14 protein-coding genes are annotated in these 16,055 nt (G+C 39.3%); 8 read left to right on the top strand and 6 right to left on the bottom strand.

Annotated features, from left to right (window positions below; translation table 11 throughout):
• Window positions 1-140 precede the first annotated feature (140 nt).
• Together MKL33_RS19345 and eat are read right to left on the bottom strand one after the other, a co-directional pair.
• Entirely contained in the window at window positions 141-767 is a 627-nt protein-coding gene (locus tag MKL33_RS19345) for a hypothetical protein (RefSeq protein WP_270907559.1), read from the bottom strand.
• Window positions 768-926: 159 nt separating this feature from the next.
• Window positions 927-2,342, bottom strand: a complete 1,416-nt coding sequence (gene eat / locus MKL33_RS19340; RefSeq protein ID WP_270907558.1) for an ethanolamine permease — start codon at window positions 2,340-2,342, stop codon at window positions 927-929.
• A 181-nt stretch (window positions 2,343-2,523) separates the two neighbouring features.
• On the opposite strand from eat, the gene MKL33_RS19335 reads away from it, so the two are divergent.
• The 3 genes from MKL33_RS19335 to qhpR all read left to right on the top strand — a co-directional run bounded on the left by MKL33_RS19335 (window position 2,524) and on the right by qhpR (window position 6,268).
• The gene (locus tag MKL33_RS19335) at window positions 2,524-3,525 is read left to right on the top strand and encodes a phosphotransferase enzyme family protein (RefSeq protein WP_270907557.1); all 1,002 of its coding nucleotides are present in this window, start codon (window positions 2,524-2,526) and stop codon (window positions 3,523-3,525) included.
• 74 nt (window positions 3,526-3,599) lie between these two features.
• A complete protein-coding gene (locus MKL33_RS19330; protein ID WP_270907556.1) occupies window positions 3,600-4,925 on the top strand; it encodes a haloacid dehalogenase-like hydrolase in 1,326 nt (441 codons plus the stop codon).
• Between the two features lie 308 nt (window positions 4,926-5,233).
• Window positions 5,234-6,268 carry an AraC-like transcriptional regulator QhpR gene (gene qhpR, locus MKL33_RS19325; protein WP_002157169.1) on the top strand — a complete coding sequence of 345 codons (1,035 nt, stop codon included), beginning with the start codon at window positions 5,234-5,236 and terminating at the stop codon, window positions 6,266-6,268.
• Between the two features lie 152 nt (window positions 6,269-6,420).
• Here the strand turns inward: qhpR and MKL33_RS19320 are convergent, their stop codons facing one another.
• Window positions 6,421-7,761 (bottom strand): aspartate aminotransferase family protein, encoded by a 1,341-nt coding sequence (locus tag MKL33_RS19320; RefSeq protein ID WP_270907555.1) that lies wholly within the window; start codon window positions 7,759-7,761, stop codon window positions 6,421-6,423.
• Between the two features lie 403 nt (window positions 7,762-8,164).
• Between MKL33_RS19320 and mutS the strand changes: the two genes are divergently transcribed.
• The 5 genes from mutS to MKL33_RS19295 all read left to right on the top strand — a co-directional run bounded on the left by mutS (window position 8,165) and on the right by MKL33_RS19295 (window position 13,724).
• A complete protein-coding gene (mutS, locus tag MKL33_RS19315) occupies window positions 8,165-10,804 on the top strand; it encodes a DNA mismatch repair protein MutS (protein WP_153567549.1) in 2,640 nt (879 codons plus the stop codon).
• A 61-nt stretch (window positions 10,805-10,865) separates the two neighbouring features.
• Window positions 10,866-11,396 carry a GNAT family N-acetyltransferase gene (locus MKL33_RS19310; RefSeq protein ID WP_060465935.1) on the top strand — a complete coding sequence of 177 codons (531 nt, stop codon included), beginning with the start codon at window positions 10,866-10,868 and terminating at the stop codon, window positions 11,394-11,396.
• 344 nt (window positions 11,397-11,740) lie between these two features.
• On the top strand, window positions 11,741-12,064 hold the full coding sequence (gene fdxA / locus MKL33_RS19305; RefSeq protein ID WP_002051033.1) for a ferredoxin FdxA: 324 nt from the start codon (window positions 11,741-11,743) through the stop codon (window positions 12,062-12,064).
• A 130-nt stretch (window positions 12,065-12,194) separates the two neighbouring features.
• Entirely contained in the window at window positions 12,195-12,917 is a 723-nt protein-coding gene (locus MKL33_RS19300) for a D-Ala-D-Ala carboxypeptidase family metallohydrolase (RefSeq protein ID WP_005802595.1), read from the top strand.
• Between the two features lie 138 nt (window positions 12,918-13,055).
• Window positions 13,056-13,724, top strand: coding sequence for an O-methyltransferase (locus MKL33_RS19295; protein WP_032063992.1), 669 nt, complete (start codon window positions 13,056-13,058; stop codon window positions 13,722-13,724).
• A gap of 116 nt (window positions 13,725-13,840) precedes the next feature.
• On the opposite strand, the gene MKL33_RS19290 is transcribed toward MKL33_RS19295, so the two are convergent.
• The 3 genes from MKL33_RS19290 to MKL33_RS19280 all read right to left on the bottom strand — a co-directional run bounded on the left by MKL33_RS19290 (window position 13,841) and on the right by MKL33_RS19280 (window position 16,042).
• Window positions 13,841-14,683, bottom strand: a complete 843-nt coding sequence (locus tag MKL33_RS19290) for a universal stress protein (protein ID WP_002115820.1) — start codon at window positions 14,681-14,683, stop codon at window positions 13,841-13,843.
• A 155-nt stretch (window positions 14,684-14,838) separates the two neighbouring features.
• The gene (locus MKL33_RS19285; protein WP_002115833.1) at window positions 14,839-15,450 is read right to left on the bottom strand and encodes a chloramphenicol acetyltransferase CAT; all 612 of its coding nucleotides are present in this window, start codon (window positions 15,448-15,450) and stop codon (window positions 14,839-14,841) included.
• Entirely contained in the window at window positions 15,443-16,042 is a 600-nt protein-coding gene (locus MKL33_RS19280) for an IMPACT family protein (protein WP_270907554.1), read from the bottom strand. Before MKL33_RS19280 ends, MKL33_RS19285 begins: the two co-directional genes overlap by 8 nt.
• Window positions 16,043-16,055: the final 13 nt, after the last annotated feature.

The raw sequence follows: 16,055 nt of genomic DNA, 5'->3' as shown, positions 1-16,055 counted from the left end.
GAATATTTCCTTGTGCTTATTTAGCGCTTCAATGACCGCAAAAATGACAATGACCAATGCCGGCAATATTGTTGTGAACATCTAGATAATGACACCCTACTGCTGCCGCTTTGAACCAAGAAAATAATTTGCTCTTAAACTTATTTTTTCACAGGAAGTAGTAAAACAGGGTCTTCAATATCGTAACCAGTTTCTTCTGGGACCCCCAGATATTTAACGACAACCAACCTCTTATTGTGTTTAGGCACGCTATAATTTTGGGAAATTTTTATTGCTTTGGTGTAATGAACCGCAACACGGGGCTTACTTTGTAATGACGGCGATTTTACAACATATTCTGTTTTATATTGCGTGATCTTTCCTGAAGGATCAAACCAAGCCGATACCTGATTCTGATGAGTTTTTAAGGTCTGAATTTTTACAGTTTTACTATTACTTACGATCAAAGGGGTTAAATTTTTTTTAATTTTATTGAGAGCCTTATCAAACGCTGTACTATCTTGATCATAATCAATCTTATGTGTTTTTGGATTGATATAGAGAGATTTAACTTCAATAAGTTTGTCAGGCGATTTACTATTTAATAGATAATAATATAGTTGTGGTAAACGTCCTCGACCATCTTCGTAGTGTCTTAATATATAAAGTTTCTTCTCTTTTTGCTGATAACCCAATACTTCAATTTTTTGTCCACCACCCACTGTCGCATAACTATGCGCGGACAACGTAAGAATGGTGCTAAAAGTTAGAAATTTTAGAAATTTCATCAGTTCATATCCTTGTGATCTGGTAACTATATTGTATAAATATCAATCAGATTAAAATGATACTTGAGTAAGTGTTACTTACTGTTTTTATATTCTTTTGTACGGAAATATAAAGTTTTAAAAAGAGGCCGAAGCCTCTTTTTTTTATCGCAATCAAACTCAGTCATCAATCATGGCGAACTCTTGCTCAGGCGTGCCTTTCACTAAATGGTGACGGCTATATAACAAGTAATAGAGTATAAATCCGACATAAATCAGCGCGGCCAATAACCAAACTTTTGGATTTACCATTAAACCTGCAACTACAGCAACAGCAGCAAGAATCAAGGCAATACAAGACGTCCACATTCCACCAGGCGTTTTATAAGGGCGTGGTAATTCAGGACGAGATAAACGCAACTTGATATGTGAAAGCATCATCAACACATAAGAAATTGTTGCACCGAATACTGCCATTAAAATGAGTAAGTCGCCCTCACCTGTTAAAGAAAGTAAAAACCCAATAATGCCCGGAATGATAATGGCCCAATACGGCGCTTTATTTTCATTGGTGAGCGATAAATTTTTTGGCAAATATCCCGCACGTGACAATGCAAAAATCTGACGTGAATATGCATAAATAATTGAGAAGAAACTTGCGACAAGTCCAGCAAGACCTACAAAGTTAACAAAGCTTGCCAACCATGTGCGCTGACCATATACCGCAATGAGTGCGTCAACCAAAGGTGCCCCTGAATTTTTTAAAGCATTTGAACCCGCTGCACCTGCTCCCAAAAATAAGATTAAAAGTGCAAACGATGCCAATATCAACATTGAACCAATCAAGCCTCGTGGCAATGAACGTACTGGATCTTTTGCTTCTTCGGCTGCTAGTGGCACCCCTTCAACTGCAAGAAAAAACCAGATGGCATACGGTACTGCGGCCCATATTCCCATATAGCCAAACGGTAAAAAGCTACTTGCACCTGCATGAGAACTGACTGGAATATCAAATAAACGCGCACTGTCAAAATGTGGAAGCATCGCAACAATGAATACGACCAGTGCAATACAAGCAACGGCGGTAATTCCAAACATGATTTTAAGTGCCTCACCTGCACCTTTCAGATGAATACCCATAAAAACTAAATAACAAATTAGATAAACAGCCCAGCCGCCAATTCCAAAGAGTGATTCGCAATAAGAACCGATAAATACGGCAATCGCAGCAGGTGCAATTGCATATTCAATTAAAATCGCAGTCCCTGTGAGGTAACCTCCAAAAGGACCAAATGCAACGCGGGCAAAACTATAGCCACCGCCAGCAGTAGGCAACATCGTTGACATCTCAGACATTACAAAGCTCATGCAGAGATACATAAACGCGACGATGACTGTTGCAATAAAGAGTCCTCCCCAGCCACCTTGTGCCAGTCCAAAATTCCAACCCGCAAAGTCACCCGAAATGACATAAGAAACACCTAGCCCCACTAAAAGTAACCAACCTACTGCCCCCTTTTTTAACTGACGTTTTGCAAAATACTCTGCGTCCTGTTGTAGAGCACCCACATCTACGCTTAATTCTGACTCTTTCATTGTCGTATTGCCTTATCGACTAAATTTACACCACCAATAGTTGCGCAAAAGATATTCATAAAACTTGACAGCAAAACATCTCCCCGACCACTTGAAGTCAAGTTGATTCATTTTTTCTTTTATAAGATCGACGGCATCTCAACACAGAACGTGTTTAAAAATTAAATTGAGGAGTTGGGTTATGTCTGTAGAACAAAATGAATTTTTAAGCCAAGTTCAATTACAAATACTGGCAGAACAAGCAATTAAGCAATATCCCTCGGAATATCAAGGACAGGTCAAACTGCTGTGTCAGTCTGAAAATGCAACCTTTCAGATTTCGACCGGATCTGCCCGATATGCACTTCGAATTCACCGCCCCAACTACCACAGCAAACTGGATATACAAAGTGAGCTTGAATGGTTAGATGCCTTAAATGCGAGTGGTATTCAAGTTCCTGTTGCGATTGCAGATCAATCCGGTGAGCGTGTCATCACTTTAAAACTATCGAATGATATTTATCGTTATGCAGTCCTTTTCAACTGGGTTGAGGGCGATATGCCGACGGTTGAAGTTGACCCCACTGCATTTGAACAATTAGGACAAATTACTGCAAAGCTGCACGTACATAGTAAGACATGGCAAGCGCCTGAAAACTTTCAACGTATTGTGTGGAACCATGAAACTATGGTTGGTGCAGATGGACACTGGGGAAACTGGAAAAATGCACCTCATTTAAGACCACAAGATCACGGCGTAATTGAAGAAGCGATTGCACAGATTTCGAAAGATTTAAATTTCTTTGGCAAAACTCAGGAACGCTATGGTCTGATTCATGCCGACTTACGTTTAACCAACTTATTACTACAACAAGAACGTATCGGCGTGATCGACTTTGACGACTGCGGCATGAGCTGGTTTATGCATGACCTCGCTGCTGCAATTAGCTTCAATGAACATTATGCAAATGCACCTCATTGGGTTGATTACTGGTTAAAAGGCTACGAGCGCGTAGGTCATATTCAGTCTGAAGAATATGAAATGATCCCAACCTTTATCATGCAACGCCGCATTCAAATGATGGCTTGGAATGGTTCTCACGCACAAACAGAAATGGCTCAAAGTCTTGGAGATCAATGGTCCAATGAAACTGTGCGTCTCTGTAAAAAATATCTTAACGGACAAATGCCTGTCGGAATTTGAAAAGTGATTTAGATCGCTTTTCCTCTTTTTCAATTTTTAGTTTTTAAATTTTATAGAATTTAAAGGAAGGGTTTATGCAAGCTACCCATCAACTGAGCAAAGTTGCCAAAGTACTATTACTCACCAGTAGTCTGGCAAGTATGATTGCTCTAAGCGCATGTAACTATAACCCTCTACAAAGTACATCTCCCGCAGTCGCTATTCCCAAAAAGGAATATATCCAAAAAGGTCAATGGGACACTTTTAACTTTGACCAACTTAATCAATTAATTGCTAGCTATGGAAAAGATAGCCCGAACTACAATCCTGACAAACGCCCGTATATTGTCACTGACTTTGACAATACCTCGGTATTTTTAGACATCGAAGAAGCAACTTTAATTTATCAGCTTGAACACTTAGCGTTTAATGTCACGCCAGAGCAGCTTAATCAGATTATTCGTAAAGGAATTAGCTCGCAAAATTTTGAAGCGGCCTACAATAACCAGCAAGGCCAAGCCGTCAATATTGATAAAATCGCCCCAGATATTATTGCCAGCTACTCATGGCTTTATCACCACTATAGCGGTCTAAAAGGTAAGCAAAGTCTCGATCAAATTAAACAAGATCCTCATTATCTCGATTTCATTACTAAAATGAGATATCTATATGCGGCGATTGGAGACACATTTGATCATGAAGTTGCATATCCGTGGGTCACTTATTTATTTACTGGGCTTACCGAACAAGAAGTCCGTAATTTGGTGAAAGCAACGGTGGCTTGGCAAATGCAGCAACCGATTGGACCTGTGACATGGACCTCTCCCGCAGCACTTTCGGGCCAAGCAGGCGTCGTGAAAACCACTTGGGAAAATGGTTTAAGACCATACCGTGAAATGCAAAATCTATTTAAAGCCTTTCAGGACAATGGCATTGATGTCTATGTCTGCTCGGCATCTTTTATTGATGTGATTAAGGAAATTATTTCTAATCCAGAGATCGGCTATAACATTAATGAAAAAAATGCCTACGCGATGGAGTTAGAACGAGATGCACAAAATCGAGTTTTACCTGAGTTTCGTCATGGTTATGCTCAAACACAAGGTAAAGGCAAAACCGCAACCATCCAGCGTTTTTTAGTCTCTAAATATGGTTATGGGCCAATTTTTATCGCCGGTGACAGTGAAGGCGATCAAAATATGATGCAAGATTTTGCGGCGACTCAGAAAGTTCTGATTATCAACCGATTGCGCAGCCCAAGCTCTGATATTGGAAAGTTTTCTCAGCAGGCTGTGCAGGGCTATGGTCAAGCCAATACTAAGTTCTTACTACAGGGCCGCGATGCCAATACAGGTCAATTTAGACCCTCAATGGCCAGTTTAAGTTATGGCGCGCAAACGGCAAAAACTACAAAAAATTAATATTTCACTTATTTTCTCATGCCTACAATAGATGTTGTATGCATGAGAAACCGATTAATTTCTTGTTTTAGTTCTGCCCTGTTTGCCTATCTCTAATGCATTTTCTGCCTTCTTTTAGTTCGCCACCCAACCTTAAATACAACTCTTGATCTCTTCTTAAAGAATCAAATCTGAAACTTAAAACAGCAACACATAAGTCATTATTTTATAAAAGTTTTTAACAACACAAAATCATGGACGTAAGCAAAAACTGGTATGGCTTTTGCTTAATATAAGAATAGTTAGGAATAAATATCATGAGACTTGACATGTTACATCTCAACCCAGCTCATCTTGTCGACTCAAATATGTGTAATCAAGGTGTATTGTCTGCAGCTGCCTCTGGATTAAGCGAGTTTATTCGTCAAAAAGGTGCAGATGTTGATCGCGTTTTAGGTATTAGTGGTATTAATCCTGAACTTTTAATCAGCCCAACGTTGAGCTTACAACTGCCCAATTATTGCAAAGTGCTAGAACAGGCGGCACTGGTTTCTGGTTGTGATAATTTTGGCCTACATTATGGTCAACAGTTTCAACCGAAATCATTAGGGCTCATTGGGTACATTGGTCTTTGTTCAAATACATTAGAGTCTGCACTCATGAACATGACCAATAATTTTTATTTGCATCAGAAAGATACCCTCAATCGAATGGTCGATTTAGGAGATAGCTGGCGCATAGATTATCAGGTTCAACACGGCGCGATTTTAACTCGCCGCCAAGATGCAGAACTGACCATGGGCATGTTTATGAATGTAATCCGTGAAGTGATGGGCCCTCATTATTCACCACGCGCGATTCACTTTGAGCATACTCGACCTGAATTTTGGCAAGAACACAGCAAATTATTTAACGCACCTGTTTATTTTGATCAACCTTTTAATTCCATCATCATTTCAAAAAAAGACGTCCAGCATACTATGCCGGGGCGTGATTCTATTTTATTAACAGTAATTTTAGATACGCTGCTGTTACTCAATCGCTCTTCTCAAAGCCAAAGTCTTGCAGATCAGGTTCGCTCTCACATCCAACTTGAACTGAGTGAAGGTGAACCAAACCTTGAAAAAATCGCTCACGATATTGGTTTAACCAGTTGCACCCTTACCCGCCGTTTAAAAAATGAAGGCCTGACCTTTACCCATTTAGTCGATCAGGTCCGTTGTGAGTTGGCCGAGCATTATATTAAACAAAAAAATATTCCAATTTCAGAAATGGCATTCTTGTTAGGTTACTCAGAAGTAAGTGCTTTATCTCGTGCATTTAAGCGCTGGTTTGGTGTTACACCACGTCAATTAAGACACTAAAACCTTGCAAATACAGGCCTTGAATAAAGGCCTTTTTATTATTTAAGTAATTCGAAATAACTTTTACAGCCACAAAATAATTGAACAACAAAATACCCTTCAAATTAGATTTAACATCCAACTTGAAGGGTATTTTTTATATTTAAAGTGACTTACTTTAATTTTGTTAAGGCTTGATCCAAAGCACCAACTAACCAATCGATATCTTTTATTTGGAAAGCCAAAGGTGGGCGCAGTTTTAATACATTGCCATAAGGACCTGCAACTGAGGTTAAAACTCGATGAGTATTTCTGAGTTCTTCAATAAGGTTCAAAGCCAATGCTTTATTTGGTTCTTTTGTCGCTCTATCTTTAACTAGTTCAAATCCTATAAATAAACCAGCGCCACGGACATCACCGATCATCTCATGTTTATCCATAAGTTTAGTGAGTTCTTTTAGAAGTAGCCCTCCCACATATTTGCTATGGGTTTGCAATTCTTCTTCCTGAATGACTTTAAGTACAGCCTGTGCCGCTGCCATAGAAACAGGATTACCACCAAAGGTATTAAAATATGGAATTTTATCGCTAAAAGCAGCAAGGACTTCACTCTTGGCTAAAAGCCCTGATACAGGAACACCGTTACCCATTGGTTTACCTGTTGTAATTACATCAGGTACAACATTGTGGCGACCAAAGCCCCAGAAAGAATCGCCAGTGCGCGCGAAACCTGGCTGTACTTCATCGGCAATAAAGATACCGCCATTGGCATGCACAACATCAACCGCTTTTTGTAAGAACCCAACAGGATTAGGCATGACCCCATCAGAAGAAAATATTGAGTCCGCTAAAAAACCTGCAAACTTAATACCTTTTGCGTTCATATCGTCAATTTGCTGTTGAATCTGCTGTGCGAACCATTCACCTAAATCATCAGTTTGAATCCGATAATAATCAGGTGCTGGAACTAAGCGAGTTGTATCATCTAAAGGTTGTTCAGTTCCCAGTGCTGGAGAGCATCCTGAGGTTAAACTACTGGTCCCATGATAGGCTTCTTGAGACACAATAATTCCTGTACCGCCGCTATATTCACGGGCAATACGAATCGCTAAATCATTCGCTTCCGAACCTGTACACATATACATGGCACGGTCAATTTCATCAGGAGTGGTATGTAAGAGTTCTTCGGTATAATCCAAAATATTTTCATGTAAATAACGGGTATGGGTATTGAGCATTTTCATTTGCTCATTTACCGCTTCAATGACCGCAGGATGACAATGACCAATGCTGGCAACATTGTTGTAAACATCCAGATATTGATGACCTGCTGCATCCCATAAATATTGCCCCTGACCTTTCACCAGATGCACGGGATTACGATAAAACAAGCGATAGGATTCACCTAAAATTTTATTTCTTTTATCTGTCAGTTTTCGGGTAGCATGATCCAGCTCAGCAGCATGTTCTGGACGAAAGCTATTGGTATCCATAATGGTTGAACGCGTACCCATGAATGACTCCTCTATTTATATTCAGCATACTTTTGCACAAGACAATGACTGACGTAGGCAATTCATACTCTGATTCGACATATTTCAGTATTTGTTTGAAGTTACGCAAACCATATTGCTTAAGTATCTTTAAAAAAACTTGACCTCAGACCACTTAAGCCACAATTTGAAGTCAACTTATTGGTCTTATATTTCAAGGTTTCACTACTCTTTTTTTCAATAACTCAAATTTGTTACCATTACACATCTGGAGTGACTCCAATTCGCTTTATACTATGGATGCCAATTTTCAAAGTTCATCCAGTTGTGTTCTTTTCTTGAATGACATTCATTTTTAAAAGACTTGAAATTGGTTAGATGACCAAACGTAAAATATTACTGATTTTTTAAGGGTTTAATACGCATGAATAGCGCTGAAATCATGGCTGACTTATCTTCTCACACACCTATGATGCAGCAATATCTCAAAGTTAAAACGGACTATCAACATGCGTTGCTGTTCTACCGTATGGGTGACTTTTATGAACTCTTCTTTGAAGATGCTCATTTAGCAGCCAAACTTTTAGGCATCACATTAACCCATCGTGGCAAAGCCAGTGGCCGACCTATTCCAATGGCGGGTGTTCCCTATCACTCGGCAGAAGGTTATTTGGCGCGACTTGTTAAAGCTGGGCGCACGGTAGCCATTTGCGAACAAGTTGGAGAAGTAACAGGTAAAGGCCCTGTTGAACGTAAAGTTGTTCGTATTCTGACCCCGGGTACATTAACTGATGATGCATTACTCAGCAGTTATCAATCATCTAATCTCGTTTCATTGTGCATTCATCAAAACCAGATTGGTTTTGCTTTACTCGACTTGAGTGCAGGCATTTTTAAAGTTCAACAACAAGATTACAAGCCAGAACAATTGCCTATTGAACTTGCGCGTTTAATGCCAAGTGAGATCTTGATTGATGAAGATTTGGTCGACACCAATATTATCGAACAAATTAAAAAGCATTTAGATTGCCCTGTTACTAAACGTCCAAATGTAGACTTCAACCTAAATAATGCACAAAAAACCTTATGTGATCAGTTTACGGTATCAACACTTTCAGGTTTTGGTTTAGACCCATTACCTTTAGCCAAAGCTGCTGCCGCTGCACTTATTCACTATGCAAAAGAAACCCAAAAAACTGCATTACCGCATATTCGTTCAATCCAACTTGAACAAAGTACCGACTTTATTGCGCTCGACCCAATTACACGTCGCAACTTAGAAATTATCGAGCCATTATTTGAACACGGAACATCATTATTTCAACTGGTAAATGATTGCCAAACTGCGATGGGTGGCCGTCTATTAAGCCGCACACTCATGCAACCTATGCGTGATACTGCATTGCTTGATGCTCGTTTAGATGCGATTGAGCAACTCATTCAGGGATATCACGAAAACCCAGTTCGTTTAGTGCTTAAAGAAATTGGTGATATTGAACGTGTGCTTAGCCGCGTTGCTCTAGGCAGTGCGCGACCACGTGATTTGGTGCAACTTCGTCATGCATGTGCACAAATTCCAGCTTTAAGAACGGCGTTAACTCCAGTCATTCAAGCGAAGAAATCTAAGTTATTAGTTCAACTAGATGAAGAGCTTGGAGACTTCAAAGCGCTTCATCAACATTTGATGGCAGCTATTGTTGAAAACCCACCAGTATTACTTCGTGATGGCAATGTAATTGCAGAAGGATATGATGCAGAGCTTGATGAATTACGCCAAATTCGTGATCATGCAGGTCAATTCTTAATTGATCTAGAAATTAAAGAGCGTGAACGTACAGGCATTAATACCCTTAAAATTGGTTATAACCGTGTAAGTGGTTACTACATCGAACTCACTCGTGCTCAAGCAGAACAGGCGCCAGCCGACTATATCCGTCGTCAAACTTTAAAGAATGCTGAACGCTACATTACCCCTGAACTTAAGAGTTTTGAAGATAAGGTCCTGTCGAGTGAGTCACGTGCACTCTCTCGTGAAAAAGCATTATTCGAAGCTTTGCTTGAAAACCTTCGCGAAAATATCGCTCACCTACAAATGATGAGTTCAGCAATTGCTCAAATTGATGTCATTGCAAACTTTGCTCATCAAGCACGTTTAAACAATTGGGCGCGTCCTGAATTTACTCCGGAAACGGGCATTAAAATTCAGGCTGGTCGTCATCCTGTCGTTGAAGCATTAAATAAAGCACCATTTACCCCAAATGATACTTTCCTTGATGCTCAGCACCGCATGGCAATTATTACTGGTCCAAACATGGGCGGTAAATCAACCTTCATGCGCCAAACGGCATTAATCAGTTTACTTGCTTATTGCGGTAGCTATGTTCCGGCTAAAGCGGTCAAACTTGGCCCAATTGACCGAATTTTTACCCGTATTGGCTCAGCCGATGATTTATCTACAGGCAAATCTACCTTTATGGTCGAGATGACAGAAACTTCGCAAATTCTTCACCATGCCACCAACCAGTCGTTGGTATTAATGGATGAGGTTGGCCGCGGAACCAGTACTTATGACGGTTTATCTTTAGCATGGGCATGTGTGGTCGACTTAACCAAGCGCGTAAAATGTTTATGTTTATTCGCGACTCATTATTTTGAATTGACCGAACTTGGTAGTGAAGCAGGAATTGATAACTATCATGTCACGGCGCAAGAGCTGAACGGCAATCTGATTTTATTACATAAAGTTCAGCAAGGCCCTGCAAGCCAAAGTCATGGTTTACAGGTCGCAAAATTAGCGGGTATTCCTGCCAATGTTATTAAAGAAGCGCAGAAACGTTTGCGCATTTTAGAAAAACAGCAGCAACAACATCTACAAACCAGTTTTCAAAATGATTTGTTTGCTCCACCAGATGCAAACTCTGGTTCACAAATCATAGAGAAAGTTGTCGAGATCGAAGTTTCATCCCCTGCTCTAGATTTGCTTAAGCAAATTGAAGTCGATAATTTATCGCCTCGTCAGGCGCTTGAACAACTCTACGAGTTAAAAGCTGCACTCAAATCTTAATAAAGCACTTCCGAATAAGCAGGCTTAGGTCTGCTTATTCATATCGGAGAATAATATTTATATGATCTTAAGATCTTTGCAAAGTTCAGAAATTGATCTTATTTGGCAGCAGATTAGCCGCCGTGAATTAATCACTCAAAACTACATACAAAAACAGCAACAGTTAGAATTGGTTGATTGTTTTTTTGATGTACAAAATTGGGACTCATATCATCTAGAAAATGACCCACCTAAACTCAAACAACTCTATGCACAAGGTTCAATATTTGTAGGTGCATTTGACGCCTCTGAAAAGCTCGTTGGCGTGAGCGTAGTCTCAAACCAAGTGATAACAGACTATCCTCACGCTAAATTACTCCATTATTTCTATGTGGATGCTGACCAACAAGGTCAAGGCATTGGTGCTAAGCTTATGCAAGCCGCAAAAGAGTCAGCCAAGCAACTCGGTGCAGACCAACTGTATATTTCAGCAACCCCAAGTCGACGCACTGTAGACTTCTATATGAAGCATGGCGCGCAACCGTTAAATGCTCCAGATCAACAACTTTGGCAGCTCGAACCTGAAGATATTCATTTACTATGTAAGCTTTAGCTCTAAAAATTTAAGATTTTCTAAGCAAAAAAGCCGTAAATCAAAATTTGTAAAACAAAAAATGAAAAGTTAAGGTATTTATTAAAATAGATGCCTTGACTTAAATGACATCTAAATAATTAAATAAAATATTTTTTAAGTTATTGTTTTATAAAATATATTATTATTTTAATTTTATAGACTACGCTCTGCTGGGTTTACAAGATATGTTTGATTATCAACGTATTAACTTATCTTCATATGCATGAATAAAGAATATCAATAAAAGCAATTGTTTGTTTACCCCTTTTTTGCCTAAAATAAGCTATTCGAAATGAAACCATATTTTTTAGGTAGCTGTCGCCATGACCTTTGTTGTCACTGAAAATTGTATTAAATGTAAATACCAAGATTGCGTAGAAGTTTGTCCTGTAGACTGTTTTTACGAAGGTCCGAATTTCCTAGTGATTAATCCGGATGAATGTATTGACTGTGCATTATGTGAACCAGAGTGCCCGGCAAATGCAATTTTCTCTGAAGATGAGTTACCTGAAGGTCAAGAAGTATTTATTGAATTAAATGCTGAACTTTCTCAAAAATGGCCTAACATTACTCAAATTGGCGATCAACCAGCTGACCGTGAAGAATGGAACGGCAAACCTGATAAATTACAATATCTTGAAAAGTAATTTCAAAAAAGATCAGCAACCGCTGATCTTTTTTATACCCTATTCAAACATTTCATTGCAAATTCCTCGTAATTTGTGCACTGTTTTGCATTAAAATACCCGCAATATTTATAAGTGCTTAATTTTTCTTATGCGGAAGTTTTTGCAGAGTCTGGTGCCCTTATGCATAATCCCAGCGGTTATGGTAGGTTGTGTCAGCTCTCCCCAACACACAACAACAGGCAAAACCTCTCCAAGTGGTAAACGAATCTTTATTCCACAAGAGCGCGTTATTATCGAGCGCCCAATTCCCCCTAAAGTTGAGCCTGCATCTTATCGAAGTTGGTTAAGTTCTGGTGAAAATTACCAACGTGTTCGTGAATACGAAAAATTCTTAACCCGAAATAACGTCGCAGGCATTGTGCCAAGCTTTGAGTTATTACGTTCAGCACGTGATTGGCAAAAATGTGGCCGCTCAGAATACGCTGTACCTAATCGCGAGCTATGGGGAAATTCTTTATCTACCCTACGCGTATTTAAATATTTAGTTGCAGCAAAAGTTCTAACTGACTTTGAAGTAACCTCGGTTTATCGAGATTTACCTTTAAATGAATGTGCAGGCGGTGCAAGCTCATCTAAACATTTATTTAACTCGGCAATCGATTTCCGTATTGGTCCTGAGTTCCCCCAAGCTCAAGATTATGCATTTATCGAAAATACCAAGTTTAAACTCTGTCAGTTCTGGGCACAGCATGGTCAAAGCTTAAATATGGGTATTGGTCTATATAGTTCCGGGCAAATTCATATTGATACTCAAGGCTATCGTACTTGGGGACCTGACCTCACCCGCAACAGTTCGATGTGTAATTTCTAATAAAAAAACTCCTTTCAACTGAAAGGAGTTTTTTTATTGTTCATTTCCCAATCAACCAAAATTTCTTGAAACGAAGATTTTTGCACTCTATGCATAAACGTTTAAAATAGCCCGATCAACATATAGGTAAATTTGATTATGCAGCAGATGTGGACAGACATTGACCAATATATCGATTCACATTTAATTCCCGAAGACCCGCGACTCGAATATGCATTAAAGAATACCGACGAACACGGCTTTTCAAATCATCTTGCAGTGGCTCCTAACCAAGGAATGTTCTTGCAGATGCTTATTCAAATGAATAAATGCAAACGAGTTTTAGAAATCGGAACCTTTGCTGCATACAGTACCATCTGGTTAGGTCGTGCCTTACCTGAAGATGGTTATTTACTCACAATTGAAGGCCGTGCTACTCACGCAGAAATGGCACAGAAAAATATCGATCATGCCAATCTTCCTGTAAAAGTTGATCTTCGAGCTGGCCGTGCTGCAGATATCCTTTCTGCAATTGATCCTCAATCAATCGAGCCTTTTGATTTTATTTTCATTGATGCAGATAAACAGGGTTATCCTGAATATTTAGAATTGAGTCTGAAATTCTCAAGATCAGGTACGATTATCGTACTCGACAATGTAATTCGCGCAGGTGATATTTTAGATCCTGACAATAAAAAACCGAGTATTGAAGGCATCCGTGAAATGTTTAAAGCCTTAGAAAACCATCCGCAAATCTTGTCTTGTACAGCTCTGCAAACAGTTGGCTCAAAAGGTCATGATGGCTTCGCAATTGCAATTGTGAAATAATGGTTAAAAAATCATCTTTTTTATTTTATTATTTATAATCAATTAATTACTTTTATTACTGTTGCTTTTCCATATAGTTATCCACAAGATTTGCGGATAACTATATGCAAATCTCATCATTTAGCCACGAGTAATGGTACCGTCGCGTTTCGGAATATGGTTGTCGCAATACTTCCCAAGAAGAACTGGTGAATTTTGCTATGGCTAAATGCCCCTAACACAATGATTTGAATACCGTGTTCTTGTTGGTACTCTAAAATATTTTGTGCAACATCGCCATAACGGTAAACGGTGACTACATCTAGACCCGCTTGTTTAAGATAATGCTCTGGTTCATTTAATATTTCTGGATGATCTCCTACATACACCAAATGACATTGCAGTGTTCGCAATAAGTCACTTTGGGCAATACGGCGCATCATTTTTTGACAAGTTGGCGAATATTCATAAGCAAAGATAAATCGTGTTGGCACTTTAAAGTTTTCACCAATGGTCAAAACAGTACAGTTCGCACCGCGGATGAAGTTTTCAACATTGCTACCGATTGGTTTGTGTTTCTCGGCTGCTCTTTCCCCGACTCGACCTAAAATAACGATGTCATTTTCATGTAAGAGATTAAAACTTTGTTCTAAAAAATCACCTTTTTCTTGAATTTTTGAGCTGGTAATTCCGTGTTTTTCTTGAATAAGATCAGAAATATGGCGGAGTAAATTATTACTATAATCTAACGCGAGTTCACTTTGTTTTTGCTCTAGCTCAGCTAACTCTTTTAGCAGCATTGCATTGCTTTCAAAGCCGATTACCCCACTAATTTCACCAAGATGGTAACTGGCTGGGTAATAGTCCAGAATTTGTAATAATACAAGTTCCCGTCCGGTCGCTTTAGCAACCCATGCTGCTGCATCAGCAATAGCATTAATACACGGTGATGAGTCAATACACGCAATAACACGGTTCATGTTAGCCTCTCTTCTTCAGGTCTATTGCCTTGGAGATTATTATTAAAACTTAGCTTTAACTTAACATAGATAAAAATTGGTATGTTAAGGTTTATGTATAAAAATCAACTTTTTTGTTTAAAGATCAAACATTTTATTACATTCTTGAGACTGCATTATTCTCTTAAACGAATAAATTTTGCGGGGTTCCCACCGACAATATGGTACGGCTCAACATCTTTAGTCACCATACTATTCATCCCGACCACAGCATGTTTACCGATTTTTATACCGTCTTTAATCCCCACATGCGCCCCCAACCAAACGTCTTGCTCAATTTCAATTCCTTTAGAAGTAACTGGCTGTTGGTAAAGTGGACGGTCGAGTTGCATCCCATGGTCAAATGCATATAAATGGCAATACGCGGCGATACGGACTTGGTCATGCAACTTTATGCCCGTTCGCCCACCATCTAAAATACAATGATGGTTAATCGCGACTTCATTGCCGATTTCCAGCGGTCCATGCAATGTGCAATCAGCCGCAATAAAACTATTATCCCCAATAATAATTTTGCGGCCTGGTTCAGCAAAAATATGTGCTAGCGGCGAAATAAAACAATTTTCACCAATCTCGACAGTTTCCATATCCATTAAATAAGCTTGATATTCCTTTTGCCACTCTTCAGCCCAAGCACGGTTTTTAGGTTTTAAAGTCCAATATAACCATGGCATATAGTTTAAGCGGTGCTTATGTTGCTCACGATATTTCAGTAAGGAATCAGTCATCAGTTAATTCCTCTTCAATTTTTAATTCTTCACGACCACGTGTTACGTCTCTGAGTTTTAAGGCGAGCGGTTCAATTTGATGTATCTGTAGTCTCGCTTCGATATCTACACCTGTTGCTGTGTAGGTTTCCTGATATTCAATCTGTTGTTGAGTCAGTTCGTATTGAAATATTGCCCACTCATTAAAATGACAAGAAAAGTGAATCGTCTTCTTTGCAATCAGTTCAATACGTTCAGCCAATAATAAACATTGTCCAGCACAGCCACCGTATGCTCTAACAAGGCCGCCCGTTCCAAGTTTTATACCGCCATACCAGCGGTTAACCATTACAATAATATTCGTCAGGTCATTCCCTTCCATGGTCGCCAAGATTGGACGCCCTGCTGTTCCTGACGGTTCACCATCATCGTTAAAGCGTACGTTATGCCCAATTTTCCACGCCCAACATTGGTGAGTGGTCGAGATATCCTTGTTGTATTCTAAAAATTCTTTAACCTGCTGTTCATTTTCTACTGGCGCAGCGATCGCCTGAAATCTACTTTTTTTAATTTCTTCTTCAAATGTAATCTGTGATGCAATCGTAAAAGCCATAAATAAAATAAAG

This window comes from Acinetobacter sp. AOR43_HL (genome assembly GCF_027854635.1).
GTDB classification, from domain to species: Bacteria; Pseudomonadota; Gammaproteobacteria; order Pseudomonadales; family Moraxellaceae; genus Acinetobacter; species Acinetobacter pittii.
Note: the sequence above shows the minus strand (reverse complement) of the source record. Positions and strands in the feature narration are given on the sequence as shown.

Coding starts and splice junctions, on each gene's coding strand:
- MKL33_RS19300 (WP_005802595.1), top strand. CDS start 12,195: ATGCGGAAGTTTTTGCAGAGTCTGGTGCCCTTATGCATAATCCCAGCG.
- MKL33_RS19345 (WP_270907559.1), bottom strand. CDS start 767: ATGAAATTTCTAAAATTTCTAACTTTTAGCACCATTCTTACGTTGTCC.
- MKL33_RS19310 (WP_060465935.1), top strand. CDS start 10,866: ATGATCTTAAGATCTTTGCAAAGTTCAGAAATTGATCTTATTTGGCAG.
- MKL33_RS19335 (WP_270907557.1), top strand. CDS start 2,524: ATGTCTGTAGAACAAAATGAATTTTTAAGCCAAGTTCAATTACAAATA.
- MKL33_RS19280 (WP_270907554.1), bottom strand. CDS start 16,042: ATGGCTTTTACGATTGCATCACAGATTACATTTGAAGAAGAAATTAAA.
- MKL33_RS19330 (WP_270907556.1), top strand. CDS start 3,600: ATGCAAGCTACCCATCAACTGAGCAAAGTTGCCAAAGTACTATTACTC.
- MKL33_RS19295 (WP_032063992.1), top strand. CDS start 13,056: ATGCAGCAGATGTGGACAGACATTGACCAATATATCGATTCACATTTA.
- MKL33_RS19320 (WP_270907555.1), bottom strand. CDS start 7,761: ATGGGTACGCGTTCAACCATTATGGATACCAATAGCTTTCGTCCAGAA.
- fdxA (WP_002051033.1), top strand. CDS start 11,741: ATGACCTTTGTTGTCACTGAAAATTGTATTAAATGTAAATACCAAGAT.
- mutS (WP_153567549.1), top strand. CDS start 8,165: ATGAATAGCGCTGAAATCATGGCTGACTTATCTTCTCACACACCTATG.
- eat (WP_270907558.1), bottom strand. CDS start 2,342: ATGAAAGAGTCAGAATTAAGCGTAGATGTGGGTGCTCTACAACAGGAC.
- MKL33_RS19285 (WP_002115833.1), bottom strand. CDS start 15,450: ATGACTGATTCCTTACTGAAATATCGTGAGCAACATAAGCACCGCTTA.
- qhpR (WP_002157169.1), top strand. CDS start 5,234: ATGTTACATCTCAACCCAGCTCATCTTGTCGACTCAAATATGTGTAAT.
- MKL33_RS19290 (WP_002115820.1), bottom strand. CDS start 14,683: ATGAACCGTGTTATTGCGTGTATTGACTCATCACCGTGTATTAATGCT.